The sequence below is a fragment of the Nonomuraea sp. NPDC049607 genome, assembly GCF_040675375.1.
Lineage (GTDB): Bacteria > Actinomycetota > Actinomycetes > Streptosporangiales > Streptosporangiaceae > Nonomuraea.
The window spans coordinates 47,343-72,741 of sequence record NZ_JBFAOV010000030.1 but is presented as its reverse complement, the minus strand read 5'-3'; the positions used below and the strand labels follow the sequence as shown (position 1 = coordinate 72,741).

The 25,399-nt window shown below is 71.6% G+C and carries 24 protein-coding genes; 13 read left to right on the top strand and 11 right to left on the bottom strand.

What is annotated here, in order from left to right:
* Positions 1-252 precede the first annotated feature (252 nt).
* The gene (locus tag AB0J97_RS39205; RefSeq protein WP_364098679.1) at positions 253-705 is read left to right on the top strand and encodes a hypothetical protein; all 453 of its coding nucleotides are present in this window, start codon (positions 253-255) and stop codon (positions 703-705) included.
* A gap of 260 nt (positions 706-965) precedes the next feature.
* On the opposite strand, the gene AB0J97_RS39200 is transcribed toward AB0J97_RS39205, so the two are convergent.
* The 3 genes from AB0J97_RS39200 to mshB are packed head-to-tail and all read right to left on the bottom strand — an operon-like array spanning position 966 to position 2,838.
* The gene (locus AB0J97_RS39200; protein WP_357704221.1) at positions 966-1,460 is read right to left on the bottom strand and encodes a flavin reductase family protein; all 495 of its coding nucleotides are present in this window, start codon (positions 1,458-1,460) and stop codon (positions 966-968) included.
* Between the two features lie 17 nt (positions 1,461-1,477).
* Entirely contained in the window at positions 1,478-1,897 is a 420-nt protein-coding gene (locus AB0J97_RS39195) for a DUF6113 family protein (protein WP_364098676.1), read from the bottom strand.
* Positions 1,898-1,908: 11 nt separating this feature from the next.
* On the bottom strand, positions 1,909-2,838 hold the full coding sequence (gene mshB / locus AB0J97_RS39190) for an N-acetyl-1-D-myo-inositol-2-amino-2-deoxy-alpha-D-glucopyranoside deacetylase (protein ID WP_357704217.1): 930 nt from the start codon (positions 2,836-2,838) through the stop codon (positions 1,909-1,911).
* Positions 2,839-2,882: 44 nt separating this feature from the next.
* Between mshB and AB0J97_RS39185 the strand changes: the two genes are divergently transcribed.
* Positions 2,883-4,949 (top strand): DPP IV N-terminal domain-containing protein, encoded by a 2,067-nt coding sequence (locus tag AB0J97_RS39185; protein WP_364098673.1) that lies wholly within the window; start codon positions 2,883-2,885, stop codon positions 4,947-4,949.
* Here the strand turns inward: AB0J97_RS39185 and AB0J97_RS39180 are convergent.
* The 4 genes from AB0J97_RS39180 to AB0J97_RS39165 are packed head-to-tail and all read right to left on the bottom strand — an operon-like array spanning position 4,946 to position 10,534.
* Positions 4,946-5,809 (bottom strand): hypothetical protein, encoded by an 864-nt coding sequence (locus AB0J97_RS39180; protein WP_364098670.1) that lies wholly within the window; start codon positions 5,807-5,809, stop codon positions 4,946-4,948. The two genes, AB0J97_RS39185 and AB0J97_RS39180, sit on opposite strands and share 4 nt — an antisense overlap.
* A 27-nt stretch (positions 5,810-5,836) precedes the next feature.
* On the bottom strand, positions 5,837-7,612 hold the full coding sequence (locus AB0J97_RS39175) for an ABC transporter ATP-binding protein (protein ID WP_364098667.1): 1,776 nt from the start codon (positions 7,610-7,612) through the stop codon (positions 5,837-5,839).
* 2 nt (positions 7,613-7,614) lie between these two features.
* Positions 7,615-9,303 carry an ABC transporter ATP-binding protein gene (locus tag AB0J97_RS39170; protein WP_364098664.1) on the bottom strand — a complete coding sequence of 563 codons (1,689 nt, stop codon included), beginning with the start codon at positions 9,301-9,303 and terminating at the stop codon, positions 7,615-7,617.
* Positions 9,304-9,358: 55 nt separating this feature from the next.
* A complete protein-coding gene (locus AB0J97_RS39165) occupies positions 9,359-10,534 on the bottom strand; it encodes an MFS transporter (protein WP_364098661.1) in 1,176 nt (391 codons plus the stop codon).
* Positions 10,535-10,579: 45 nt separating this feature from the next.
* On the opposite strand from AB0J97_RS39165, the gene AB0J97_RS39160 reads away from it, so the two are divergent.
* The 5 genes from AB0J97_RS39160 to AB0J97_RS39140 are packed head-to-tail and all read left to right on the top strand — an operon-like array spanning position 10,580 to position 17,590.
* Complete coding sequence (locus AB0J97_RS39160) at positions 10,580-14,092, top strand: nitrate reductase subunit alpha (RefSeq protein ID WP_364098658.1); 3,513 nt, start codon at positions 10,580-10,582, stop codon at positions 14,090-14,092.
* Positions 14,092-15,693: a nitrate reductase subunit beta gene (narH, locus tag AB0J97_RS39155; RefSeq protein WP_364098655.1), complete on the top strand. Its 1,602-nt coding sequence runs from the start codon at positions 14,092-14,094 to the stop codon at positions 15,691-15,693. Before AB0J97_RS39160 ends, narH begins: the two co-directional genes overlap by 1 nt.
* Positions 15,690-16,244 (top strand): nitrate reductase molybdenum cofactor assembly chaperone, encoded by a 555-nt coding sequence (gene narJ / locus AB0J97_RS39150; protein ID WP_357704201.1) that lies wholly within the window; start codon positions 15,690-15,692, stop codon positions 16,242-16,244. The genes narH and narJ overlap by 4 nt, the downstream gene beginning before the upstream one ends.
* A complete protein-coding gene (gene narI, locus AB0J97_RS39145; protein WP_364098650.1) occupies positions 16,241-16,921 on the top strand; it encodes a respiratory nitrate reductase subunit gamma in 681 nt (226 codons plus the stop codon). The genes narJ and narI overlap by 4 nt, the downstream gene beginning before the upstream one ends.
* Positions 16,922-16,969: 48 nt before the next feature.
* Positions 16,970-17,590 (top strand): phosphotransferase, encoded by a 621-nt coding sequence (locus tag AB0J97_RS39140; protein ID WP_364098647.1) that lies wholly within the window; start codon positions 16,970-16,972, stop codon positions 17,588-17,590.
* Between the two features lie 53 nt (positions 17,591-17,643).
* Here AB0J97_RS39140 and AB0J97_RS39135 read toward each other — a convergent pair whose 3' ends face one another.
* Complete coding sequence (locus tag AB0J97_RS39135; RefSeq protein ID WP_364098644.1) at positions 17,644-18,063, bottom strand: spore-associated protein A; 420 nt, start codon at positions 18,061-18,063, stop codon at positions 17,644-17,646.
* A gap of 159 nt (positions 18,064-18,222) precedes the next feature.
* A complete protein-coding gene (locus AB0J97_RS39130) occupies positions 18,223-18,903 on the bottom strand; it encodes a phosphotransferase (RefSeq protein WP_364098641.1) in 681 nt (226 codons plus the stop codon).
* Positions 18,904-18,972: 69 nt separating this feature from the next.
* Between AB0J97_RS39130 and AB0J97_RS39125 the strand changes: the two genes are divergently transcribed.
* From AB0J97_RS39125 to AB0J97_RS39100, 6 genes are all read left to right on the top strand, one after another.
* Positions 18,973-19,359 carry a VOC family protein gene (locus AB0J97_RS39125; RefSeq protein WP_357704192.1) on the top strand — a complete coding sequence of 129 codons (387 nt, stop codon included), beginning with the start codon at positions 18,973-18,975 and terminating at the stop codon, positions 19,357-19,359.
* Positions 19,360-19,473: 114 nt separating this feature from the next.
* Complete coding sequence (locus AB0J97_RS39120; protein ID WP_364098637.1) at positions 19,474-20,628, top strand: RtcB family protein; 1,155 nt, start codon at positions 19,474-19,476, stop codon at positions 20,626-20,628.
* A gap of 169 nt (positions 20,629-20,797) precedes the next feature.
* On the top strand, positions 20,798-21,103 hold the full coding sequence (locus AB0J97_RS39115; RefSeq protein WP_357704188.1) for a hypothetical protein: 306 nt from the start codon (positions 20,798-20,800) through the stop codon (positions 21,101-21,103).
* A 22-nt stretch (positions 21,104-21,125) separates the two neighbouring features.
* Entirely contained in the window at positions 21,126-21,845 is a 720-nt protein-coding gene (locus AB0J97_RS39110; protein ID WP_364098633.1) for a Crp/Fnr family transcriptional regulator, read from the top strand.
* 31 nt (positions 21,846-21,876) lie between these two features.
* Positions 21,877-22,602 carry a Crp/Fnr family transcriptional regulator gene (locus AB0J97_RS39105; RefSeq protein WP_357704184.1) on the top strand — a complete coding sequence of 242 codons (726 nt, stop codon included), beginning with the start codon at positions 21,877-21,879 and terminating at the stop codon, positions 22,600-22,602.
* 146 nt (positions 22,603-22,748) lie between these two features.
* Positions 22,749-23,693: a sensor histidine kinase gene (locus AB0J97_RS39100; protein ID WP_364098630.1), complete on the top strand. Its 945-nt coding sequence runs from the start codon at positions 22,749-22,751 to the stop codon at positions 23,691-23,693.
* 11 nt (positions 23,694-23,704) lie between these two features.
* On the opposite strand, the gene AB0J97_RS39095 is transcribed toward AB0J97_RS39100, so the two are convergent.
* Together AB0J97_RS39095 and AB0J97_RS39090 are read right to left on the bottom strand one after the other, a co-directional pair.
* Complete coding sequence (locus AB0J97_RS39095; RefSeq protein WP_364098627.1) at positions 23,705-24,865, bottom strand: CU044_5270 family protein; 1,161 nt, start codon at positions 24,863-24,865, stop codon at positions 23,705-23,707.
* Complete coding sequence (locus AB0J97_RS39090) at positions 24,862-25,392, bottom strand: RNA polymerase sigma factor (RefSeq protein WP_364098624.1); 531 nt, start codon at positions 25,390-25,392, stop codon at positions 24,862-24,864. Before AB0J97_RS39090 ends, AB0J97_RS39095 begins: the two co-directional genes overlap by 4 nt.
* Positions 25,393-25,399: the final 7 nt, after the last annotated feature.

Below are 25,399 nucleotides of genomic sequence, written 5' to 3'. Positions count from 1 at the left end.
TACGGTGGCGTCCGGGCCGGTGCGGATACGGTGACGTCCGGGCCGGTGCGGATACGGTGACGTCCGGGCCGGTGCGGATACGGTGACGTCCGGGCCGGTGCGGATACGGTGACGTCCGGGCCGACGACAGTGGCGGACGGTGACGGCTCCCTGGGGCGGCCCGCCTTGGCGGGGTGTGTCTCACAGATCAGGGCCGAGCGGCGCTCCTGCGGGGACGTCGCCCGCCCCTTCCTTGAGCTCGACGAAGATCGCGTGGGTCTCGGTGTCGCCGATGTTCCGCCCGGCGTGCTCCTGGGCGCCGAGCCACCGGGCCTGCCCCGCCTCCAGGGCCAGCTCGACCTGCTGCCCGACCCCGTGGCCCGGCTGGACCTGGTGATGGCCGCCTTCACGCAGCTCACCCTCGACTGGGAACCGCAGTTGCGCACCTCGCTGCGGCTGTCCCTGCAACCCGGTGCCGCCCAGCCGCACCTGCGCGGCGGCCGCGCCATCGGCTGGATCGAGGACGCCCTGGCCCCGCTCCGCGACACCCACCCCGGCCTGGACGTCCACCGCCTGGCCGTGGCGATCCGCTCGGCCACCGGCATCGAGTCGCTGGTCTGGCTCACCGACATCGCCGGGCTCACCCACCGGCAGGCGGCCGACACCATGCGCCGGTCGGCGCGGGCCCTCCTGTCCGCCGCCCTCGACGAGCACACCCACCCTTGACGGGACAGACGCGTTGACCGCGACGCCCCGCCCCTGACCGAAGCGACCCGCCCTTGCCCGGCACGGGCCTCCGCACCACGCGCGGCCTCCGCACCACGCGCGCCGCCGCCCGTGGGATCAGGCGCCGCGGGATCACGCGGGGCCGTGGGGTCAGGCGGAGGCCACGGGGTCAGGCAGGGCAGGCGGGGCCGTGGGGTCAGGCGGGGGCCATGGGGTCAGGCAGGGCAGGCGGGGCCGTGGGGTCAGGCGGGGCCGTGGGGTCAGAGGTTCTTGTAGCGGCCGTCGTGGTACAGCAGCGGAGGCCCGTCCGCCGGGGTGCCGAGGGCCGTCACCCGGCCGAGCACGATCGAGTGGTCCCCGCCGTCGTACACCGCCGTCGTGGCGACCTCCACCGTGGCCAGGGCGCCCGTGAACAGGGCCACCCCCGAGTCCCCGCGATGGTGCTCCCACCGGGACAGTTGCCCGTTCAGCGGACGGCCGCGATGGGCGAAGAAGCGGGAGACGTCTTCCATGGAGGCGTGCAGCACCGACACCCCCCACACCCCGGCCTCGATCACCGCGTCGTGGAAACGGGCCACCTTCTCGGCGCAGAACAGCACGAGCAGGGGGTCGAGGGACACCGACGTGAAGGAGTTGACGGTCATCGCGTGGTCCACGCCGTCGAGCCGGGTCGTGACGATCGCGACTCCCGTGGCGAAGCGGCCGACGACCTTACGGTAGTTTCCCGGGTCCACATGCCGCTCTATGGAATGCACGACGTTACTTTATGCCTCTACGTCGGATTCTTTGGAGGTGGGTATCCCCGCAACAACCACGATCCCCCACCCGATGAGGGCGTGAACATGAACGCCACCACGAGAGCCAGCAATCCGCCATACAGGTAGACATACCCCGCAGCCCCCTGGGAGATCACCAGATCCCCGGCGCTGAGCTGGAGCGTGAACGGCATCGTGACCAGCAGCCAGCCGAGCCCGGTCGCGAACGCCGCCAGCTTCGTCCGCATGAGCCTGCCCGCCCCCAGCGGGATCAGGAACAGCGCCAGCACCCACCCGATCGCCGCCCACGGCACGGCGCCGTGCTGGTCCTGGGCGTGCGTGAACCCGCCCACGACCCCGAGCACGACACCCAGCACGAACAGCATGCCGTACGCCGCCCCGCCCAGCGCCGACTCCGTCTGGCTGCGATGCTCCATGGGCAACGAGGTTAGTGGATGCCCGCGAAGAGATCGTTCTCGCGGTTGTGCGGCTCGCCGAGCCCCCCGGCGTCGACGGGCGGTCCTGGCACCGGCCGACCGGGCACGCCGATGGCCAGGACGAAGTGCTCCACGCCGAGCACCTCCTGCCCGATGTTGTTGGACAGGGCGTACCACGGGCCGTCCACGGTGATCTGGGTGGCGTGGGCGCGCATGGCCTCCCGCTTGTTGCCGACCCAGGGGCGGGCGTCGATCTCGGTGGTGATGTCCTCGTCGGGGCTGCCGAAGGGCACGTCGTCGACGTCCTCGACGAGGAAGCCGTTGCCCGAGTCGCGCATCGCCTCGGCCGTGCGCCGCATGACGGACCTGGGCACGGCCGTGTGGTAGAACTTCGCGATCTGCCACGGCTCGTCCTGGCGCGGGGCCGGACGGCCACCCGGGACGTAGTCGGGCTTGGCGGCCAGCTCGAAGGCGCGGCGGGCCACCCGGTGGGCCTGGATGTGGTCGGGATGGCCGTAGAAGCCGTTGGCGTCGTACGTCACCAGCACCTGCGGGCGCACCTCGCGGATGACCTTGACCAGCTCGCCGGCCGCGTCGTCGAGGTCGGCCTGCCAGAAGGCGTTCGGCCGGTCGTTGGAGGCGACGCCCATCATGCCGGAGTCGCGCCAGCGGCCCGGCGTGCCGAGGAAGCGATGGTCCTCGACGCCGAGCGCCTGGCAGGCGGCCGCCAGCTCGCCGATCCGGTACGGCCCGAGCAGGTCGTCGCGGTCGGCCGCCAGGTGGGCGAGGTCGGCGGGAATGACCTCGCCCTCCTCTCCGAGCGTGCAGGTCACCAGCGTGACGTGGGCGCCTTCCGCGACGTATTTGGCCATGGTCGCGCCGGTGCCGATCGACTCGTCATCCGGATGGGCGTGCACGAGCAGCAGGCGTCGATCAGTCATAGTCATGAGCGTAACAATGGCTGGATACTGGCAGGATTGAGCCCATGAGTGAGAGCTTCCCGCGACTGTCGGCAAGGACCCGCCGGTTCACCCTGGGAGTGCCCAGGGGGTTCACGATCTCGCCCGACGGCGGACGAGTGGTCTTCCTGCGCACGAAATCCGGCACCGACCCGGTCACCTGCCTGTGGGAGCTCGACACCGAAACCCACGTCGAACGCCTGGTGGTCGACCCCCGTACCCTCCACGCCGACGACGAGGACCTGCCGCCGGAGGAGCGCGCGCGGCGCGAGCGCAGCCGTGAGGCCGCGGGCGGCGTGGTGGCCTACGGCCCCGACGCGGCGCTGACCAGGGCGGCCTTCGCCCTGTCCGGCGGGCTCTACGTCGTCGAGCTGGCGAGCGGCGAGACCCGCAGGCTGGAGACGCCGGGCGCGGTCGTCGACCCCCGGCTGTCCCCCGACGGGCGGCAGGTCGCCTACGTCACCGGCGGCGCGCTGTACGTCCAGGACCTCGCCTCGGGGCGCGGCCAGGTGCTCGCCACGCCGGAGTCGCCGACCGTCACCTACGGCCTGGCCGAGTTCATCGCCGCCGAGGAGATGGACCGGATGCGCGGCTACTGGTGGTCCCCGTCGGGCGACGCGCTGCTGGTCGAGCGGGCCGACGAGGAGCCGGTCGACACCTGGTACATCGCCGACCCGGCCAACCCCTCACGTCCGGCCGTCGCCCAGCGCTACCCGGCGGCGGGCACGCCCAACGCCCGCACCGAGCTGTTCGTGCTCGGGCTCGACGGGTCGCGGGTGGCGGTGCCGTACGAGGAGGAGTACCTGACGACGGCCGCCTGGGACGACCACGCGCTGTCGATCGTGACGATGACGCGCGACCAGAAGACGTTGCGGCTGTTCTCCGTCGACCCGGCGACCGGCCGGTCCACGCCGGTCCGCGAGGACACCGACCCGGCCTGGGTCGACATCGTGACCGGCGTGCCCGCCCACCTCGACGACGGCTCGCTGGTCTGGGTGGCCACGTCCGAGGGCGGGCACCGGCTGTTCGTCGGCGACCGCGCGGTCACGCCGCCCACTCTCCAGGTGCGCTCGGTGCTCGACGTCGACCACGACAGCGTGCTGTTCAGCGCGAGCGGCGGCGACCCGACCGACGTCCATCTGTGGACCTGGGACGGTCACTCGCTGCTGCCGGTCTCGACCCGTTCCGGGGTGTTCTCGGGGCGGATGTCCGGCGGCGTCGGCGTGCTGTCGGAGCAGAGCCTCGACGCCGAGGGCGTCTCGACCACGGTGGTGCGGCGCGACGGCATGGCGGTCCCGATCCCGTCGTACGCCGAGCGTCCCGGGCTCGACCTGCGGGTGTCGCTGGGGCGTTCGGGCCGCCGGGAGCTGGCCACGGCCGTGGTGCTGCCGTCCTGGTACGAGCAGGGCTCGGGCAGGCTGCCGGTCCTGATGGACCCCTACGGCGGCCCGCACGCCCAGCGGGTGCTCAACCGGCGCGGCGCGTTCCTGGAGAGCCAGTGGTTCGCCGAGCAGGGCTTCGCCGTGATCGTGGCCGACGGGCGCGGCACGCCGGGCCGCGGTCCCGCGTTCGAGCGGGCGGTGCTGGGCGACCTGGCGACCCCGGCCCTTGAGGACCAGATCGACGCCCTGCAGGGCGTGGCCGAGCAGTACCCCGACGACCTCGACCTGTCGAGGGTGGCCATCCGCGGCTGGTCGTTCGGCGGCTTCCTGGCCGCGCTCGCCGTGCTGCGGCGTCCCGACGTGTTCCACGCGGCGGTGGCCGGCGCGCCGGTGACCGACTGGCGGCTCTACGACACCTGCTACACCGAGCGCTACCTGGGCCACCCCGACGAGCAGCCCGAGGTCTACGACAACTCCTCGCTGTTCGCCGACGCGCCCAAGCTCGAACGCCCGCTGCTGCTGGTCCACGGCCTGGCCGACGACAACGTGGTGGCCGCCCACACGCTGCGCCTGTCCTCGGCCCTGCTCGCGGCCGGTCGCCAGCACAGCGTGCTGCCGCTCTCGGGCGTGACGCACATGACGCCCCAGGAGGTCGTCGCCGAGAACCTGCTCCTGCTCCAGGTCGACTTCCTGAAGAAGGCGCTGGGCTAGGCGGCCCGGAGGGCGTCGAGCAGCCTCGACGCCCCCAGGCCGATCAGCACGACCATCCCCATGACCAGCATGAACACCCACACAGGGGCGCCGAGGTAGGCGAGCAGGCCCTGCGCGACGGCCAGGATCAGCACGCCGAGCACGGTGCCCGCGACGCCGGCGCGCTCGCCGTACGGGCTGGTGCCTCCGAGGAGGACGGCGGCGAGCGCGAACACGGTGCTGTAGAGCCCCTGGCTGCCGGGGGTCGCCGCGCCGAGGCGCAGCAGCAGCGCGATGCCGCCCGCGGCGGCGAGCATGCTCGACCCGGCGAGCCCGAGCACCGCGCCGGGCCAGCCGGCGCCCAGGTCCTTGCGCACCTCCTGCCGGGTCCACAGCAGGCCGCCGGCGATCGAGACGACCGCGAACACGGCGAACCCGAGCGGGCCGGGATAGAGCGCGGCGGTCTCCAGGGGGATCGTCCCGCCGCCGAGCAGCGCGACGACCAGGGCCTCGCACACGACGGCGGCCCCGAGCGTGACGGCCCAGGCCGGGGCGGACAACACCATCGTGAACACGCTCATGGCGACCCCCGCGAGCCCGGCGAGCACGAGCGCGAGCAGCATCGCCAGCGGCAGCGGCACCCCGGCGGTCGCCGTGGACGCCACGAAGGCGCCGCTCGCGGCGGCGACCGCGCCCACGGCGAGGTTGGGCGTGCCGGTGCGCAGCGACAGGCCGAACCCCATGACGATCAGTCCGAGCTGCCCGGTCTGGGCGAGGACGTCGAGGACGAGCTCACTGCGCGTGGTGATCAGGACCAGCGCCAGGCCCAGGACGGCGAGGAGTCCGAGCACGCCTTCCCAGGCGCGCTGCCAGGTGCTCACTCCGACGATGCTGACAGCGCCGGACGATCACCGCAACCCCCCGGGCGTCGCCTGAGGGGCGGCGGGGGTGCCGTGCCAGCTCGCCCACAGGGCCGCGTACGAGCCGCCCTCGGCTACCAGCTCGTCGTGCGGGCCCAGCTCGATGATCCGGCCGTCCTCCACGACGGCCACCCGGTCGGCGTCGTGCGCGGTGTACAGCCGGTGGGCGATGGCGATCACCGTACGGCCCTCCAGGACGGCCGCCAGCGAGCGTTCCAGGTTCCGCGCGGCCCGCGGGTCGATCAGCGAGGTGGCCTCGTCGAGCACCAGCGTGTGCGGGTCGGCGAGGACCAGCCGCGCCAGGGCGAGCTGCTGGGCCTGGGCGGGCGGCACGGCCGTGCCGCCGGACCCGACCTCGGTCCCCAGCCCTTCGGGCAGGCCGTCCACCCAGGCGAGCGCGTCGACCGCGGCCAGCGCCGCGCGCACCGCCGCGTCGTCCGCGTCGGGGCGGGCGATCAGCAGGTTGTCGCGGACGGTGCCCTTGAAGACGTGGTGCTCCTGGGTGACCAGCGCGACGTGCCCGCGCAGGTCGTCGAGCGGCAGGTCGACCAGCGGCACGCCGCCCACGCTGACCTCGCCGGTACGCGGCCCGTGGATGCCGGCCAGCAGCCGTCCGAGGGTGGACTTGCCCGCCCCGGACGGGCCGACCATGGCCAGCCGCTCGCCCTGCTCGACGGTCAGCGACACGCCGTGCAGCACGTCGCGGCCCTCGCGGTAGGCGTACCGGACGTCGTCGGCCTTCAGCAGCTCGCCGGCCGGGCGGGCGGCGGAGGGCTCGCGGTCGTCGGGCACGTTGGCCACGCCGAGCAGCCGGGCCATGGCCGCGCCGCCCACCTGGAGCTCGTCGATCCACATGAGGAACCGGTCGAGCGGGTCGATGAGCTGCTGGGCGTAGACGACGGCGGCGGTGACCTGCTGGAGCGTCACCCAGCCGTTGGTGTAGAACAGGCCGCCGACCAGCAGCGTCGAGACCACCGGGATCACGTAGCCCAGCTCGACGGCGGGGAACCAGATCGTCCGCAGGCCGAGGGTGTACCGCTCGGCGGCGTAGGAGCGGCCGATGTCGCCGTCGGTGCGCCGGCGACGGCGTTCCTGCAGGCCCAGCGCCTCCACGGCCCTGGCGCCCTCGACGGTCTCGGCCAGCCCTTCGGTCATGTCGGCGTACGCGGCGTTCTCGCGCAGGTAGCCGTCGCGCGCCCGCTTCAGGTACCAGCGGGTCGCGAACCAGATCAGCGGGCCGGCGACGAGCATCGGCAGCATGAGCAGCGGGCTGACCAGCACCAGCGCGCCCACGGTGATCACGAAGGTGACCAGCGCGATGAGCGTCTCGGGCACGGCGTGCCGGACGGTCCTGGACAGGGAGTCGACGTCGCGGGACGTGCGGGTGATCAGGTCGCCCGCGCCGGCCCGCTCGACCGTGGACAGCGGCAGGCCGAGCACCCGGTCGACGAACTCCTCGCGCAGCTCGGCCAGCACCTTCTCGCCCAGCCTGGCCGAGGCCAGCACGGCGAAGCGGATCAGCAGGCCCTGGAGGAAGAGGAACGCGCCGATGACGGCGGCCACGAGCAGCCCGTTGACCTCGCCGCCGTCCTGGACGGTCTGGACCAGGCTGCCGAGCTGCCACGGCACGACGAGCCCGGCGACGGCGGCCAGGCCGTGCAGGGCCAGCGCGACGGTGAGCTGGCGCGGGTACTTCAGCGTCAGCCTGCGCGCGTAGGCGCGTACCTGTTTCCGGTCGGCGACCGGCAGGATCTCGCGGGCCATGGTCAGCCCTCCCCTCGGGTCACGGTCGCGGCGTATTCGGGTGAGGCGTCCAGCAGGTGCCGGTGTGTGCCCTCGGCCAGCACCCGGCCGTCGGCCACGTAGATCACGTGGTCGGCCCGGTCGAGCACCAGCGGGCTGGTCGTGCAGATCATGGTGGTGCGGCCCGCGCGCGCCTTGGCCAGCCGCTCGGCGATGCGGGCCTCGCTGTGGGCGTCGACGGCGCTGGTGGGCTCGACCAGGATGAGCACCTCGGGGTCGGCGACCAGGGCCCGCGCCAGGCGCAGCCGCTGCTGCTGGCCGCCGGAGAACTCGCGGCCGGCCTCGGACACCAGGGCGTCGAGGCCGTCGGGCAGCGCCTCGACGATGTCCTCGGCGCAGGCGGCGTACAGGGCCTGGCGCACGTCGTCGTCGGAGGCGGCGTCGCGGACGTCGAGCTCGGCCCTGAGCCTGCCGGTGAACAGGCGGGCGTCGTTGCCGGCGACCAGGATGCGCGAGCGGATCTCGGCCATGGGCAGCGTGGCCAGCTCGACGGCGCCGAAGGTGACGTCGCCGGGCGCGTACCGGCCGAGCCGGTCGGCGATGGCGGCGGCCTCCTCGGGGGCGTCGGCCGCGACGGCGGTGAGCATGCCGGGCTGGAGGGTGACGCCGCTGTAGGAGTCGCGCAGGACGCCGCCGGCGCTGGTCTCGGTGCCGCCGGCGACCTCGGGCTCGATCGACAGGATGCGGATGACGCGGCGGGCCGCGACGTGGCCCTTGGTGAGCTTGTCAGCGGCCTCGGTCAAGGTGCGCAGCGGGCCGATCAGGAAGGCGGCGTAGCCGTAGAGCGCGACGAGATCGCCGGTGCTGATCTCGCCGCCGACCGCGAACGTGGCGCCGATGCCGGTGACGACCGCGACGAGCAGGCCGGGCAGCAGGATCTGGGCGCCTTCGAGCAGCGACTCGACCCGGGCCACGCCGACCCCGGCGTGGCGCACGCGCTGGGACTCCTCGCCGTAGCGGCCGGCGAACACCTGCTCGCCGCCGATGCCGCGGAGCACCCGCAGGCCGGCGACGATGTCGGCGGCCCTGGTGGACAGGTCGCCGGTCAGCTCGCGCTGCCGCTTCTGCCGCCGGTGCAGCAGCTTGAGCAGCGGCGAGACGGCGACCGCCATGAGCGGCACGCCGAACAGCACGAGCAGCCCGAGCGGCACGGAGGTCGTGAGCAGGATCACGGTGACCGCGACGATGGCCACGACCGAGCCGGTGCCGCGCAGCAGGATGTCCATGGAGCTGCCGATGTGGGCGATGTCGGAGTTGCCGACGCTGACGACCTCGCCGGTCGAGACCTTCTTGGGCAGCGTCGCCCCGAGCCTGGCGGCCTGCCGCGCGGTCACCTGGACGGTGCGGTAGGCCGCCGACAACCAGTTGAACACCGCCATCCGGTGCCGCATGATCCCGGTGAACGCCTGGAGCAGGCCGAGCCCGAGCAGGATCGACGCCCAGGTCAGCAGCGCCCTCGTGTCCTTGGCCGTGACCGCGTCGATGCCCTTGCCGAGCACCGCGGGCACGAGCGCCTGCACCAGCCACCACAGGGTGGCGAAGCCGATGCCCGTCAGCAGGGCACGCGCCTGGCGCCGCGCGTTCCACCACAGGTAGCGGAGTGGGCTGCGGATGTCGGGCACGCCGGGATCGGCCTCAGGAAGGGAGCGCATAGCCTGACAAGGTTGACAAGCCATTGCCCGGCCCGGCAAACGGTTTTTCGCCAGGCTAACGCTCGGGCACGTGCCTGAAGGCGCGCACGGTGTAGAGCAGCGCGACCAGGGCGGTCAGCGCGAGCAGCAGGTAGCCGACCGTGTACGACCCGGATGCGCCGTAGACGGCCCCCATCACCAGCGGCGGGAAGTAGCCGCCGAGCCCGCCGGCCGCGCCCACCAGGCCGGTCACCGTCCCCACCTTCGACGCCTCGACCAGCTTGGCCACGAGGGCGAAGACGCCGCCCGTGCCGAGGCCGAGGAAGCCGGCGATGAGCACGAAGCACACCCCGGCGGGCACCTCGGCGGGCGGCCGGAACGACAGCGCGACCGCCATCACGACGGTCCCGGCCAGCGAGATGAGCAGCACCTTGACCGGCCCGATCCGGTCGGACAGGGTGCCGCCGGCGGGCCGGGCGGCGACGGCGGCGATCGAGAACCCGGCCGCGCGCAGCCCGGCGCCGGTCTGGGCGAAGTGGTAGACGTTCTGGAGCAGGGTGGGCAGGTAGGTCGAGAACGCCACGAAGCCGCCGAAGGTGACGGCGTACAGGAAGGCGCACTGCCAGGTGGCCCTGATCTTCGTGGCCTCGCGCATCCGGGGCAGGGCCGGGGCGGTGGCGGGCGACCAGGCGGGGGAGTCGCGGCTGCCGCCGATCATGATCACGCCCATCAGGGCGAGCACCGCGGCCATGAGCAGGTGCGTCGGGAACCGGCCGAAGTCCTCGACCAGGCGAGGGGTGAAGAACGACGACAGCGCGGTCCCGCCCATGCCGGCGCCGAACACGCCGGTGGCGAAGCCTCTGCGCGCGGGCTCGTACCAGGCGTTGACGAACGGGATGCCGATGGCGAACGACGTGCCGGGGATGCCCAGGAGGAACCCCCAGAACAGCAGCCACCCGTACGAACTGGACAGGCCCACGAGAAGGACGGGCACGATCGACACGAAGCAGATGATCGCGAACATCCGCCGCCCGCCGAGCCGGTCGGCCAGCACGCCCACGGGGATGCGGCCGAGCGAGCCGACCAGCACCGGGATCGCGACCAGCAGCGAGGTCTGTGTCGGGGAAAGGTGCAGTTGCCTGCTGTAACTGCCGGACAGGGGACCGATGAGGTTCCAGGCCCAGAACGTCACGGCGAAGGCCGCCGTGGCCAGCGCCAGGTTCCGCACCTGACCTTTACGAAGCACAGCCATATACCCTGTGTAACAGAGAGTCACTTTCTGTGATGAAGTGGGGGTATGAGTGCCGAGGATCTCCTGCTGAAGACCGGCCGGTTCCTCCGCAGATCGGCCACCAGCGGCGACCTGCGGACCCTCTACCTGAAGGGGGGCACGGAAGGCGACGCCTTCTACCGCGACCGGTGGAGCCACGACAAGGTGGTCCGCTCGACGCACGGCGTGAACTGCACGGGCTCGTGCTCGTGGAAGGTGTTCGTCAAGGACGGCATCATCACCTGGGAGACGCAGGAGACCGACTACCCCGGCGTGGGCCCCGACCGGCCCGAGTACGAGCCGCGCGGCTGCCCGCGAGGGGCGGCCTTCTCCTGGTACACCTACTCGCCGACCCGGATCCGCTACCCGTACGCGCGGGGCGTGCTGGTCCAGCTCTACCTGGAGGCCAGGGAGCGGCTGGGCGACCCGGTCGCCGCCTGGGCCGAGGTCACCACCGACCCGGACAAGAGGGCGGCCTACCAGGGCGCCCGGGGCAAGGGCGGTCTCGTCCGCGTCACCTGGGACCTGGCCGTCGAGATGGTGGCGGCGGCGCACGTGCACACCATCCAGGCGTACGGGCCCGACCGGGTGGCGGGGTTCTCCCCCATTCCGGCGATGTCGATGGTCTCGCACGCCGTCGGGTCCCGGTTCGTGTCGCTGATCGGCGGCACGATGCTCTCCTTCTACGACTGGTACGCCGACCTGCCGGTGGCCTCCCCGCAGGTGTTCGGCGACCAGACCGACGTCCCGGAGTCGGCCGACTGGTGGGATGCCGCGTACCTGATGATGTGGGGCTCCAACGTCCCGGTCACCCGCACGCCGGACGCCCACTGGATGGCCGAGGCGCGCTACCGGGGCCAGAAGGTCGTGGTGGTCTCCCCCGACTACAGCGACGCGGCCAAGTTCGCCGACGAGTTCCTGAGCGTGCGTCCCGGCACGGACGGCGCCCTGGCCATGGCCATGGGGCACGTGCTGCTGAAGGAGTTCTTCGTCGACCGCCAGGTCCCCTACTTCACCGACTACGTCAAGCGCTTCACCGACCTGCCCTTCCTCGTCACGCTGCGCGAGCACGAGGACGCGTACGTGCCGGACAAGTTCCTCACGGCCAAGGACCTGGGCTCGGCGGAGGAGGCGGCCGAGTGGAAGACCGTGCTCATGGGCGGGTCCGGCGAGCCGGTGGTCCCCAACGGCTCGGTCGGCTTCCGCTGGACCGACTCCGGCGAGGGCCGCTGGAACCTCGACCTGGACACCGACCCGAAGCTCACCCTGTACGGCGGCGAGTCGGCCCAGCTCCTGCTGCCGCGCTTCGACGGCGAGGGCGCCCTGCGCAGGGGCGTACCCGTCGCCCGCGTCGCCGGACGGCTGGTGACGACGGTGTTCGACCTGCTCCTGGCCCAGTACGGCGTCCCCAGGCCCGGCCTGCCCGGCCTCTGGCCCGGCGGGTACGACGACGCGGAGCAGCCGTGCACGCCCGGCTGGCAGGAGCCGGTCACCGGCGTCCCGGCCGAGCGGGTGGTCAAGATCACCCGTGAGTTCGCCAGGACGGCCGAGACCACCCGCGGCCGATGCATGATCATCATGGGTGCGGGCGCCACGCAGTGGTTCCACGGCGACACGATCTACCGGGCGTTCCTGTCGCTGCTGCTGCTGACCGGCTGCCAGGGGCGCAACGGCGGCGGCTGGGCCCACTACGTCGGCCAGGAGAAGTGCCGCCCGCAGAGCGGCTGGGCGGTGCTGGCCGGCGCGCTCGACTGGTCGCGGCCGCCCCGGCAGGCGCCCGGCACGCCGTACTGGTACCTGCACACCGACCAGTGGCGTTACGACCGGTTCGACGCGGGCGCCCTGACCTCGCCGCTCGGGCCAGGCGCCTTCCGCGGCAGGCACACGGCCGACCTGGTGGCCGAGGCCGTCCGCAACGGCTGGATGCCCATGTCGCCCGCCTTCGACCGCAACCCGCTGGAGCTGGGCGAGCACGAGGACCCCGTGGCGTACACGCTGGAGGAGCTGCGGCAGGGCAGACTCAGGCACGCCGCCGACGACCCGGACGACCCGGCCAACTGGCCGCGGGTGCTGACCCTGTGGCGGTCGAACCTGCTCGGCTCGTCGGCCAAGGGCAACGAGTACTTCCTGCACCACCTGCTGGGCGCCACGTCCAACCTGGAGCACCCGGACGAGGAGGCGCCGAGGGGCAAGCTGGATCTGCTGCTCACGCTCGACTTCCGGATGACCTCCTCGACGATCTACTCCGACGTCGTGCTGCCCGCCGCCACCTGGTACGAGAAGTACGACCTGTCCTCCACGGACATGCACCCGTTCGTGCACGCCTTCAACCCGGCCATCTCGCCACCCTGGGAGACCAGGACGGACTTCGCGGCCTTCCACGCCATCGCCAGGGCCTTCAGCGCGCTGGCCAAGGAGCGGCTGGGGGTGCGCAAGGACGTCGTGGTGGTCCCGTACCAGCACGACACGCCGGGCGAGACCGGGCAGCCCGGCGGGCGCGCGTCCGGTACGCCGGAGCCGACGCTGAAGGTGGTCGAGCGCGACTACGGCGCGGTCGCGGAGAAGCTGGCCGCGCTCGGCCCGCTCACCGAGAAGCTGGGCCTCCAGGTCAAGGGCGTCACGTTCACGCCGGACGAGGAGGTCGCCTGGCTCGGCCAGCGCTGCGGCCTGGTGCCGCGCGGCGCCGCCAAGGGCCGGCCGGAGCTGGACACCGACGCCAAGGCGTGCGAGACGATCCTCGCGCTGTCGGGCGTGAGCAACGGCAGGCTGGCCGCCCAGGGCTTCCGCCAGCTCGCCCGGCGCACCGGCGGCGACTTCGACGACCTCGTGGACGAGGGCCACCGCATCGTCTTCGCCGACACCCAGGCGCGGCCCACGCACGTCGCGGCCAGCCCGGAGTGGTCCGGCAAGGAGGCGCACGACCGCCGCTACTCGCCGTTCACGATCAACGTCGAGAACGGCAAGCCCTGGCACACGCTCACCGGCCGCATGCACTTCTTCCTCGACCACGACTGGATGCACGAGTACGGCGAGGCCCTGCCGATCTACCGCCCGCCGCTGGACATGGCCGAGCTCTTCGGCGAGAGCGCCACCCTGCGCTACCTGACCCCGCACTCCAAGTGGTCGATCCACTCCGAGTACCAGGACAACCTGCTCATGCTGTCGCTGTCGCGCGGCGGCCCGACCATCTGGATGTCCACCGAGGACGCGACCCGGCTCGGCATCGCCGACAACGACTGGATCGAGGCGGTCAACCGCAACGGCGTCGTCGTGGCCAGGGCCATCGTGTCCCACCGGATGCCGAAGGGCACGGTGTACATGTTCCACGCCCAGGACCGGCTGATCGACGTGCCGAAGTCGGAGGAGACCGGCCGCCGCGGCGGCATCCACAACGCGCTGACCAGGGTCCTGATCAAGCCCACGCACATGATCGGCGGCTACGCCCAGCTCTCGTACGCCTTCAACTACTTCGGCCCCACGGGCAACCAGCGGGACGAGGTCACCACCATTCGCCGCAGGTCGCAGGAGGTGCGCTACTGATGAAGATCATGGCTCAGATCGCCATGGTGATGAACCTGGACAAGTGCATCGGGTGTCACACCTGTTCCGTCACCTGCAAACAGACCTGGACCAACCGTCCCGGCGTCGAGTACGTCTGGTTCAACAACGTCGAGACCCGCCCCGGCCAGGGTTACCCCCGCCGGTACGAGGACCAGGAACGCTGGCGGGGCGGCTGGAAGCTCGACCGCAGGGGCCGGCTGACGCTCCGCGCCGGAGGACGGTTCCGCAAGCTGGCGAACATCTTCGCCAACCCGCTCATGCCCTCCATCCAGGACTACTACGAGCCCTGGACCTACGACTACGAGAACCTGACCCGCTCCCCGCTCTCCGACGACGTCCCGGTCGCGCCGCCGAGGTCGCTGATCAGCAACGAGCCCATGAAGATCCGCTGGAGCGCGAACTGGGACGACAACCTGGGCGGCGACCCGTCCCCCGACCCGGTGCTGGGGAAGCTGTCGGAGCAGGTCAGGCTGGAGTTCGAGCAGGCGTACATGTTCTACCTGCCGCGCATCTGCGAGCACTGCCTGAACCCCTCCTGCGTGGCCTCCTGCCCGTCGGGGGCCATGTACAAGCGGGCCGAGGACGGAATCGTCCTGGTGGACCAGGACAGCTGCCGGGGCTGGCGGATGTGCGTGACGGGGTGCCCGTACAAGAAGGTGTACTTCAACCACCGGACCGGCAAGGCCGAGAAGTGCACGTTCTGCTACCCGCGGGTCGAGGTGGGGCTGCCGACGGTGTGCTCGGAGACCTGCGTGGGCCGCCTGCGCTACCTCGGGGTCCTGCTGTACGACGCCGACCGGGTGAGCGAGGCCGCCTCGGTGCCGGACGAGCGCGACCTGTACGAGGCCCAGCTCGGCGTCTTCGTGGACCCCGACGACCCGGCCGTGGCCACGTCGGGGCTGCCCGCCGACTGGATCGAGGCGGCCCGCAGGTCCCCCGTGTACGACCTGATCACGAAATATCGCATAGCGCTCCCCCTGCACCCGGAGTACCGGACGCTGCCGATGGTCTGGTACGTCCCGCCGCTCTCCCCCGTCGTGGACGCCCTGGCGAACACCGGGCACGACGGCGAGGACGCCGACAACCTGTTCGCCGCCATCGAGTCGCTGCGCATCCCCGTGGCGTACCTGGCCGAGCTGTTCTCGGCGGGCGATCCCGTACCGGTGACGGCCTCGCTGCGCCGTCTGGCCGCGATGCGCTCGTACATGCGCGGGGTCAACCTGGGCCAGGAGCCGGTCCTGCCGGACACCGGCCTGACCGAGGACGACATCAAGGCCATGTACCGCCTGCTGGCCCTGGCCAAGTACGACGAGCGGTACGTCATCCCGACCGCGTACGGCAACGTGCCCGGCGTGGTCGAGGAGGCCGGATGCAGCCTCGACTACTACGGCGGCCCCGGCATGCAGGCCCCCTTCGGGGAGGCGTCGGGCAAGCCGCTCCCGGTCTCCGTCGAGTCCTTCCACGGCCTCAAGGACCGCCAGACCAGCGACGAGATCACCCATGACCGGGTGAACCTCCTCAACTGGGACGGCCGGGGCAGGCCGGCAGGGCTCTTCCCGCCGAAAAAGGGAAAATCATGAACAAGGCCGTGATCTGGCAGGCCGCCGCCCACTTGCTCGCCTATCCCGACGAACGTTTCCACCGCCGCCTCCCGCTGATCAGGGAGGCCGCCGAACCGCACTTCGCGGCGTTCCTGGCGCGGATCGCGGACATGGAGGCGGGCGACCTGGCCGCCCACTACGTCGAGACGTTCGACCTGCACCGGCGCTGCTGCCTCTACCTGACCTACTACACCGACGGTGACACCCGCCGCCGCGGCGCGTCCCTGGCCGCGCTCAAGCAGCGTTACCGCGTGGCCGGGTGGGAGCTGATGGAGGACGAGCTGCCCGACTTCCTGCCGGTCGTGCTGGAGTTCGCGGCGCTCGACCCGTCCGGCGTGGCGGTGCTGAGGGAGCATCGCATCGGGCTTGAGCTGCTGCTGTCCGCCCTGACCGGGCTGGGCTCGCCGTACACGGAGGTGATCGGGGTGGTCTGCGCGGCGCTGCCGCCGCTCACGTCCGCCGAACGCGCCGCCGCGCAACGCCTGGCCGCAGGGGGGCCGCCGGCCGAGACCGTGGGAGGCTACCGGTGAGCTGGGGCGAGAGCATGCTCTGGACGGTCACGCCGTACGTCACCCTGGTCATCTTCATCGGCGGACTGATCTGGCGGTACAAGTACGACAAGTTCGGCTGGACCACCCGGTCGTCGCAGCTCTACGAGAGCCCGCTGCTCCGCGTGGCCAGCCCGGTGTTCCACTACGGCCTGATCTTCGTGATCATCGGGCACGTCACCGGCCTGCTCGTCCCGATCTCCTGGACGGACGCGGTCGGCGTGTCGAACGAGGCGTACCACGCCAACGCCCTGATCTGGGGCGGCCTGGCCGGGCTGGCCACGCTGGTGGCGCTGGTCCTGCTGGTCTACCGCCGCCGTACGAACGGGCCCGTCTTCCTGGCCACGACGAAGAACGACAAGACCATGTACGTGGTGCTCGCCGCGGCCATCATCGCGGGCGTGGTGACGACGGTGGCGGGGTTCGTGCCGAGCGAGGTGAGCTACCGGACGACGGTCGCCCCCTGGTTCCGCGGCATCTTCGCCCTCAACCCGGACACCGCGGCGATGGGGCACGCGAGCATCCTTTACAAGGTGCACACCGTGATCGGGATGGCGTTGTTCGTGCTTTTCCCGTTCAGCCGCCTCGTGCACGCCCTTTCGGCGCCGATCACCTATTTGTTCCGCCCTTACATCGTGTATCGGGCCCGGTCCCGATAGCGCGCCGCACCGCCCGGAACGGGGGCGGGTGCGCCAGAATCGTTGGCTGTGGAGCACGGGTACACCAACAGCACGGTCGGCGACGGCGCTCTGGTCGTCAAGTGTTACCAGGGCCCGGAGGCCGCCTTCAGGCTGGGCACGGAGAGCAGGTACCTGCGCCGCCTGCGCGGCCGGCTGCCGGTCCCGCGGGTCCACCAGATCACCGCCACGAGCCTGACCACGCGCTTCGTGGCCGGCGTCCACGGCCAGGACCTCCTGGACGAGGGCCGCGCCGCCGAGGTGCTGGCCGAGTGCGGCCGGGTCCTCGCCCGCATCCACCGCCTCGGCATCGTGCACGGCGACTACGGGCCCCAGAACCTGCTGTTCGACCCCGCCACGTTCGAGACCACCGCGATCCTCGACTGGGAGTGGGCCCATCCGGGCCGGCCGGTGGAGGACCTCGCGTGGTGCGAGTGGATCGTCCGCAGCCACCACCCCGAGCACGTGTCCCTGCTGCCGCGCTTCTTCGACGCCTACGGCGGCCCGGTGCCGGCGTGGACCGAGCGGCAGGCGTCGATGGTGGCGCGCTGCCGCGACCTGCTGGAGTTCTGCGGGCGGTGGGAGCCGGGCGGGGGCGGCGAGAAGCTGTGGCAGGAACGCCTCGACCTCACGGCCGCCTGGAGCGCCTGACGCGCCCCCCGGTGCCCGAGCCCCGGGGGCCGAGGCTCGGACGTCCTGACGGATCAGCCGCAGTGGCTCCAGCCGCTGGTCCACACGTACGGCGACTCGTCCCAGGCGCCGCCCCACTTGACGCAGGTGTTGCTGGCGGACAGGATCACCGGTCCCGCGTACGACTTGAACTCACCGGCGTCGGACTTGGTCGCGCCGCCCTGCACGCTCAGCGTCGCCCGCATCCACCGCGTGTACGGCGTCTTGTTGACCGTCACGACGCAGTTCTTGCCGGTGCCGGAGTTGTAGGACAGGTAGATCGTGCCCAGCGCCGTGCTGCCGGACTTGAACGGGTGCGAGTCGATGACGCGGAACCCGGACCCGCACACGCCGGCCGGGTCCACGGCGGCGGTGGCGGCCTGGGCGGGCAGGACGCTCGCCAGCCCGCAGGCGAGCACACCCGCGGTGAGGAGCGTCTTGGTGATCGTGCGCATGTTCATCCTTACTGTCGCTCTTGATCGTCCGTCAGCTTCGCGCAGCAAGTGATCAACAAAGCGAACAGCAGGCGAACAACACACAAATGCGATTTCGGCTCCCCCGTAATCCACGGCCTTCCCGGCCCGGCCAGGGACGACCGCGCAGGTACGGCGGGGTCACCCCAGAGCGGCGGCGAGCCGCGTGATCTCGCCCACAGCCGCGCCGAGCCCGGCGATCTCCGCCGCGCTGAGCGTCGGGTTGGCCTCCCGCCTGGCCCTGGCCGCCGCCAGATGCTCCTCCCCCGGCAGGGCGTCGCCGAGCCCGGCCAGCAATCCGCCCAGGACGGCGTGCGCCACGTCCGCGATCCCGGTCTCCGGCCGCACCGCGACCTCGGCCAGGATCACCGCGGACATCGCGCGGTCGAGCGCGGGCGGCCCCTCCTCGGCGTTGGCCCAGTCGATCACCATCGGCCCCCGGGACGTCAGCATGACGTTGTCGGGATGCAGGTCGAGATGGAGCACCCGGTGCCCGGGATCGGCCGCCGTCCGCGCCGGGATCTCGTGCAGCCCGCGCAGCAGCCGCGCGAGGATCGTCCCCGCCTCCCGGGGCTCCATCCGGCCGGCCAGCACGGCGTGCAGCATCGTGGGCCCGGCCAGGCGTTCCATCACCAGGTCGGCCGGCCCGTGACCGCCCGGGTACACCCGCGGGACGGGATAGCCGCGGGCCGCCACGTGGGCCATGACCTCCGCCTCCCGGCGGCTGTCCACCGGGGACCGGTTGCGCCGCAGCACCCGGCCGTCCCCGAGTGCGTACACGTCCGCGGTGCGGCCCGTTCCCAGCAGCTCGCCGATCTCCATCAGGCCCCTTCTTGTGGTGTCGGAGAAGTGTCGCGCGACATGCGCCCCGCATTGGGGCAGGATCCCACCATGGTGTCGGTATTGCAGAACGTCGCGATCGACTGCGCGGATCCGTACGAGCTGGCCAGGTTCTGGAGCGAGGTGACCGGCTGCCCCGTGCACCCGGAGGACCGTCCGGGGGACGAGGAGACCCGGGTGATGCTGCGGGAGGGCCCGATCCTGCACTTCAACAAGGTGCCGGAGCCGAAGGCGGTCAAGAACCGGCTGCACCTGTGCCTGCGTCCCGACTCCACGCGTGACGAGGAGGTGGCACGCCTGGTGCACCGGGGGGCCACCCTGATCGCCGACCTCCGCGAGCCGGACGGCACGGGCTGGGCGGTGCTCGCCGACCCCGAGGGCAACGAGTTCTGCGTCCTGCGCAGCGCCGCCGACCGCGCCGCCGCCGCCCACCCATAGGCGGATCCCGCGCACGGGGGCAGGCGCCCATAAATGCCGCATTAGATAAAATGAGTGGGAATTCCTCCCTGGTACAGCCAAACTGATCATCAACCAGCGAGGAGATCTGAATTCATGCCGAACCAGCCCGCACCGAATTTGCTGTCGTGGGCCAGCGAGATCGACGAAGGCGCGATCATGCAGGCCGCACGTACCGCCCGCCTGCCATTCGTCTCCGGCCACGTCGCTCTCATGCCTGACGCACATGTCGGTATCGGCGCGACGGTCGGCTCGGTGATTCCCACGGAGAATGCCATCATTCCCGCCGCCGTCGGCGTGGACATCGGCTGCGGCATGGTGGCCACGGAAACGACGCTCACGGCCTCGGACCTTCCCGACACCCTGGCCGCCCTGATGCCGATGGTGGAGCGCCGCATCCCCGCCGGGGTCGGCAAGGGCCACGAGGACCCGTCGATCGACCGTACGCTGAGCGACCTCGGCGTCCCCTACACCGACCTCAACCCGAAGCAGACCAGGAAGGTGGCCGAGCAGTTCGGCACCCTCGGCTCCGGCAACCACTTCGTGGAGGTCTGCCTCGACGAGCGCGACCACGTCTGGACGGTCCTGCACTCGGGTTCGCGCGGCATCGGCAACCAGCTCGCCCAGATGCACATCACGGGCGCCAAGAAGCTGATGAGGAAGCAGGCCGTCGGCCTGGAGGACCCGGACCTCGCGTACCTCGTCCAGAGCACGCCGGAGTTCACCGCGTACATCGAGGACATGCTGTGGGCCCAGCACTACGCCATGGCCTCGCGTGCCCGCATGGACAAGGTGCTGATCGACGCCCTGTTCAAGGTCGTCGGGACGGGCCGGCGCGTCCGCACGATCAACTGCCACCACAACTTCACCCAGCAGGAGACCCACTACGGCAAGTCCCTGTGGATCACCCGCAAGGGGGCCATCAAGGCCGACACCGGCGACGAGGGCGTGATCCCTGGCTCGATGGGCACCCGCTCCTACATCGTGCGCGGCCGGGGGAACCCGGAGTCGTACAACTCCTGCTCCCACGGTGCGGGACGCCGCATGTCGCGCACGAAGGCGAAGCGGGAGTTGTCGGCCCGCTCGCTGACCGAGGCGATGAAGGGCCGCACCTGGAACGCGGACCGCGCCGCCGCCCTGGTGGACGAGCACCCTGAGGCGTACAAGCCGATCGACCAGGTGATGGCCGACCAGAAGGACCTGGTCGAGGTTCAGCACACCTTGCGCCAGATCTTCAACTACAAGGGCTGACCGGGGATGTCCCGCCCGCGGGGCATCCCCTGCGTCACCGCTGTTCTCCCAGCTCCCGGAGCGACACTGACAGCATGTCGAATTGCACTCACGGTGAGTCGCCTGAAGGGCAACGTCGTCGCCCGAGGGAGGCGATGGTTGGGGTGGACCCCGACAGAGGAGCAGCGACATGGTCAGGCGAAGAGCGGACCGGGAGCCACCGACCGAACTGACCGCCGGCGCGGTCGGCATCATCGTGGTGGGTTTCGCCACCCAAACAGGCCCATTGCACGCCACCTGGGTCGCACAAGGAGCTGCCGGGACGATCTCCCTGATCCTCCTCCTTCTCACCGCCCTCGCCCTGCTGGGAACGCTGGCCGCCTGGACGACGGCTAAGTACAGTTCCGTTGCGAGGGCGATGTATCCGCGGCTCGCCATGACGGGAATCCTCCTGTTCGTGGCCTGGCTGTTCACGGCGACCGCGTTGCCGGGCTGATCCACGACCGCTAGGAATGGTGATGCAGCCACCTCCAGACGCAGGCGGCCCCTCCGCCTCCTCCTTCGCCTTCTGGGAATCCCTGCAGCCGGAGGATCGGGATCACCTTGAGTCCGTCGGCCACCTCCGGCGTTTCCAGGCGGGCAGCATCCTCATGCGCAGCGGCGATCCCGCCGAGGAGGTGCTGGTCGTGCGGAAGGGCGTCGTGCGGATCTACATCGCCGACGCCGAGGGGCACGAGGTGATGATCAACGTCCTGGGAGTCGGCGCGGTCGTCGGCTCGTTCGAGGCCGTGGAGCAGGACGGCCGGATCGCGACGGCACAGGCGATCAACGACGTCGTCGCGCTGTCGCTGACCATTGAGCAGTTCGTCGGATTCCTGAACTCCCGCACAGAGGGCTGGGCCCTCATGTGCAAGATCCTGGTCGGGCACATTCGACAGTCGAACCGCGCGCGACTGGCCTATCGCGTGCTCGACGCGCGCCAGCGACTGGCGCTTTCCATTCTCGACAACCTCGACGCCCTACAGAATTACTACGACGAGAGCCCCGAGGAGAAGAACACCCTCCCCTTCAGCCAGAACGAGTTGGCGGGCATCATCGGAGCAAGCCTTTCCACCGTCGCCCACATACTCGCCGGCTGGCGCAAGCGCGGGATAGTCAGGACTCGCAAGAACTCCTTGGTCGTCGACGACACGCTTGCCCTCCGCAAGATAGCCGGGAATCCCAAGTGGATGGGATGACCCGCGCGGCATTCGATCAGCGGGAGCGGACGTGAACCGATACGACTATCTGGCCCACATCCTCGACTCGGACCGAACAGATCCGGGAGCCGTCTTCTGGACCGCGCTCACCCCGGACGAGCAGCAAGCCCTCGCCGACCTCAGCCAGGAGCAGCTCTTCCACCGCGACGAGCCGCTCATGAGAATCGGGGAGCCCCCGATCTGCGTGATGGTCATCCAGTCCGGCTTCGCGAAGGTGCTGTATTCCGACGCCGAACGCACCGACTGCCTGGTCACCGTCATCGGACCGGGAAACCTGGTGGGAGAGTTCGAGGCCATCGACGGAGGGCGGCGCCGGGCCACCATCGTCGCGCTCGACGAGACCCGGGTCTACCGGCTGAGCACCAGGAAGTTCCTGGACTTCATCGAGGAGCACCGGCACGCCGACCTGATACTCAAGCAGTCGCTCATCTCCAGGTTCAGGGAGGTCAACCGGATGCCGCTGTCCATGGCGTCGCGCAAGCCCTCCCAGCGGCTCGCGCTGCTCCTGCTCGACCTGCTCTCGCGCTACGGCACCGACGGCCCCGAAGGGCGCTGCGTGACGGTGCCGCTGACCCAGGAGGAGATCGCCAACTGGGTCGGGGTCAACCGCCAGATCGTCAACAAGCTCCTCGGCTCGTGGCGAAGCGAGGGCATCCTCCGTGTGGCCCTACGTCAGGTGACGGTGCTCGATGCCGATCGCCTGCTTCAGCAGGCGTACCGGCGGTCCATTGGCTAGGGTGACCGACATACGCCCTGTATGCGCGCACCCGGGAGATATACCGTTGAGTACGGCCCGACCCCTCCGACTGCTTGTGGCGGCCTCGTGCGGCAGGCCGAAGGCGTGTCCATGAGCGGTCCCGTCGCCGAGAGAACGGGTCGCACATGATCGCCGTCGCCGACCAGCCGGACGAGCACCCGCTGGTCCACCAGGCGCTCGTCTACTCCAGCGACGCCGGTTTCCTGGCGGTGGCCGTCCCCTTCTGCCGCGACGGGCTGGCCGCGCGGGAGAAGGTGCTCGCGGTGACCACCGCCGCCAACATCGCCCTGCTCACGCGGGCCCTCGGCGACGACGCCGGCGGGGTCGAGTTCGTCGAGACCGGCGGCTGGTACGACGCCCCGGGCCGCACCCTGGCCGCCTACGGCCGCTACCTGGACGGCAACCCCCGGGTCAGGGTCATCGGCGAGCCTGTCTGGCACGGCCGCACGCCGCTGGAGGAGACCGAGTGGACCCGGTACGAGTCCGCGGTCAACGCCGCGTTCGCCGCCCGGTCCGCCTGGATGGTCTGCGCCTTCGACGAGCGCGCGGTGCCGGACCGGGTCGTCGCCGGCGCCCGGCGTACCCACCCTGGGCTGCTGACCGGCGACGGCCCCCGTGCCAGCCCGGACTACGTCGAGCCCGGGGTCTTCACCTGCGCCGCCGATCACGACCCGCTCCCGCCGCCGCCTCCCGGGGCGGCCGCGCTGCGCTTCGACGGCGACCTGCACCGCGTGCGCCGGCACGTACGGGCGACCGCCGAACGGCTCGGCCTGTCCCGCGCCCTGACCGACCGCCTGCTGCTGACCGTCAACGAGGTCGCCGCCAACGCCGTCGAGCACGGCGGCGGACATGGCGACCTCGCGATCTGGACCGACGGGAACGCCGTCGTGTGCGACGTGACCGACCCGGGGAAGCTGACGGCCGTCCTGCCCGGCTACCTGCCGCCCGCCCCGACCGCCCTGCGCGGGCACGGCCTGTGGGTGGTCCGCCAGCTCTGCGACCTGCTGGAGGTGCGTTCCGGCCCCTCCGGGACCCGGTTCCGCCTGCACCTGAACCTGCTTCCCGGCTGAGCGGGCCCTTCTCAGCGCTTGGGGCCGGCGTCCGTCCAGCCGGACTCCAGGACGGCCTCGGAGCTCGACACCGTGCCCGGCTCCAGGACCGCCATCGCGCCGCGCGGCTCGACCACGATGCTCTCGGTGCCCAGTGCCCGCCCGGTGGCCTCGTCGAAGATCAGGCGGCTCTCCCGCACGCCGGTCCTCTTGTCGTTCGCCCGCAGGGCCGCGGCCGTCCCGGTACGTCCCTCGGCGTCGGTGACGTTCTCGATGACCTTCACCGAGTCCAGCCCGGCCAGCATGCGGAAGGCGGCGCCGCGCACCTGCGGGGTCACCGGCATGTCGACGATCAGCCCGACGCTGACCGCGAACAGCCAGTCGTCGGAGGACATCTTCACGCTGGACGACTCGGTCGAGTGCCCGGTGTAGGAGTCGAGCAGCCACTTCTTCAGCTTCGCCGGCTCGTCCGGCAGGCCGCGCAGGTCCTTCATCGTGACGTTGCGGCCCAGCCAGAAGACCTTGTCGCCGTCCACCAGGGAGCTGTGCGAGGTCGCGGGCTTGCCGGAGGCGGTCGACAGGCGCATCGGGGCCACCTTCTTCATCGGCACGACCACGTCGATCTCGCCGGGTGACCCGGCCTGCTCCCAGGCCAGCCGGTCGGCCTCGCCGGCGGGCTCCGCGCCGAGCCGCTGCTGGCGGCTCCACTGGTCGCCGCCGGTCGCGCGCGGCGTCCACTCGTCGTTGCGCTGCCGGTCCACGACCAGGTAGCCGCCCTTGACGGCGGGGTAGACGTACCTGCTCACCGACGAGGTGTACCACCAGTCGCCGGTGCCGTCGGGCTGCCGGTCGGCCTTCTCCGCGGCGGCCAGCAGCACCTCCCTGGCCGACAGCGTGACCTTGCGCGGCGTCGCGGACGCGCTCTCCCCGGCCTGCGGAACCTGGCCGTCGGCCTGCGGAGCCTGCCCGCCGGGCTGCGGCGCCGCGTTCCCCGCCACCACGACGGCCACCGCCGTCGCCCCCGCCGCGAGGGCCGCGAGCCCCCACACCGGACGCACGACCGCGCGCCGCCGCCGGGGCCGCCGGGCGCCCGACATGGCGCGCGAGAGCTCGGCGGCCCTGGTGCGCTCGTCCACCGGCCGGTCGCCGAGGTGCGCGGGCCGGGCGGCCCGGAGTTCGTCCATCGGGTTCATGACCACTCCTCGCTGAGGTTGCGCACGTAGGGACGGGACGGTTCGGACGACTCCATGGCCCGGGCGAGGCGCTTGCGGGCCCGGTGCAGCCGTACGCGGAAGGCCGCCGAGGAACAGCCGACGACCCGGGCGCCCTCCTTGGGCGTCAGCCCGTGCCAGGCGACCAGCATGAGCACCTCCCGGTCGTCCTCGTGCAGCTCGGCCAGCGCCCGCAGCACGCCCAGGCGCTCGGTCACCTGCTCGGCCACGTCCGGACGGCCGTCCTCGGTCCAGGTGCCCAGCTCGGCGGCCAGCGCGTCCCTGCGCGCCTGTGAGCGGGCGTCGTCGCGCAGGAGGTTGCGCGCCACGCCGAGCAGCCACGGCAGCGGCGGCTCGGGCACGTCGTCCAGCCGCCGCCAGGCGATGGCGAACGTCTCGCTCACCACCTCGTCGGCCACCTGTCGGCCCGCACGACTGACCACGTAGGCCCACACCCGTTGTCGGCATTCGTCGTACATGCCGGTGAAACGGTGGGAATCATCCGTCACCGCGCAG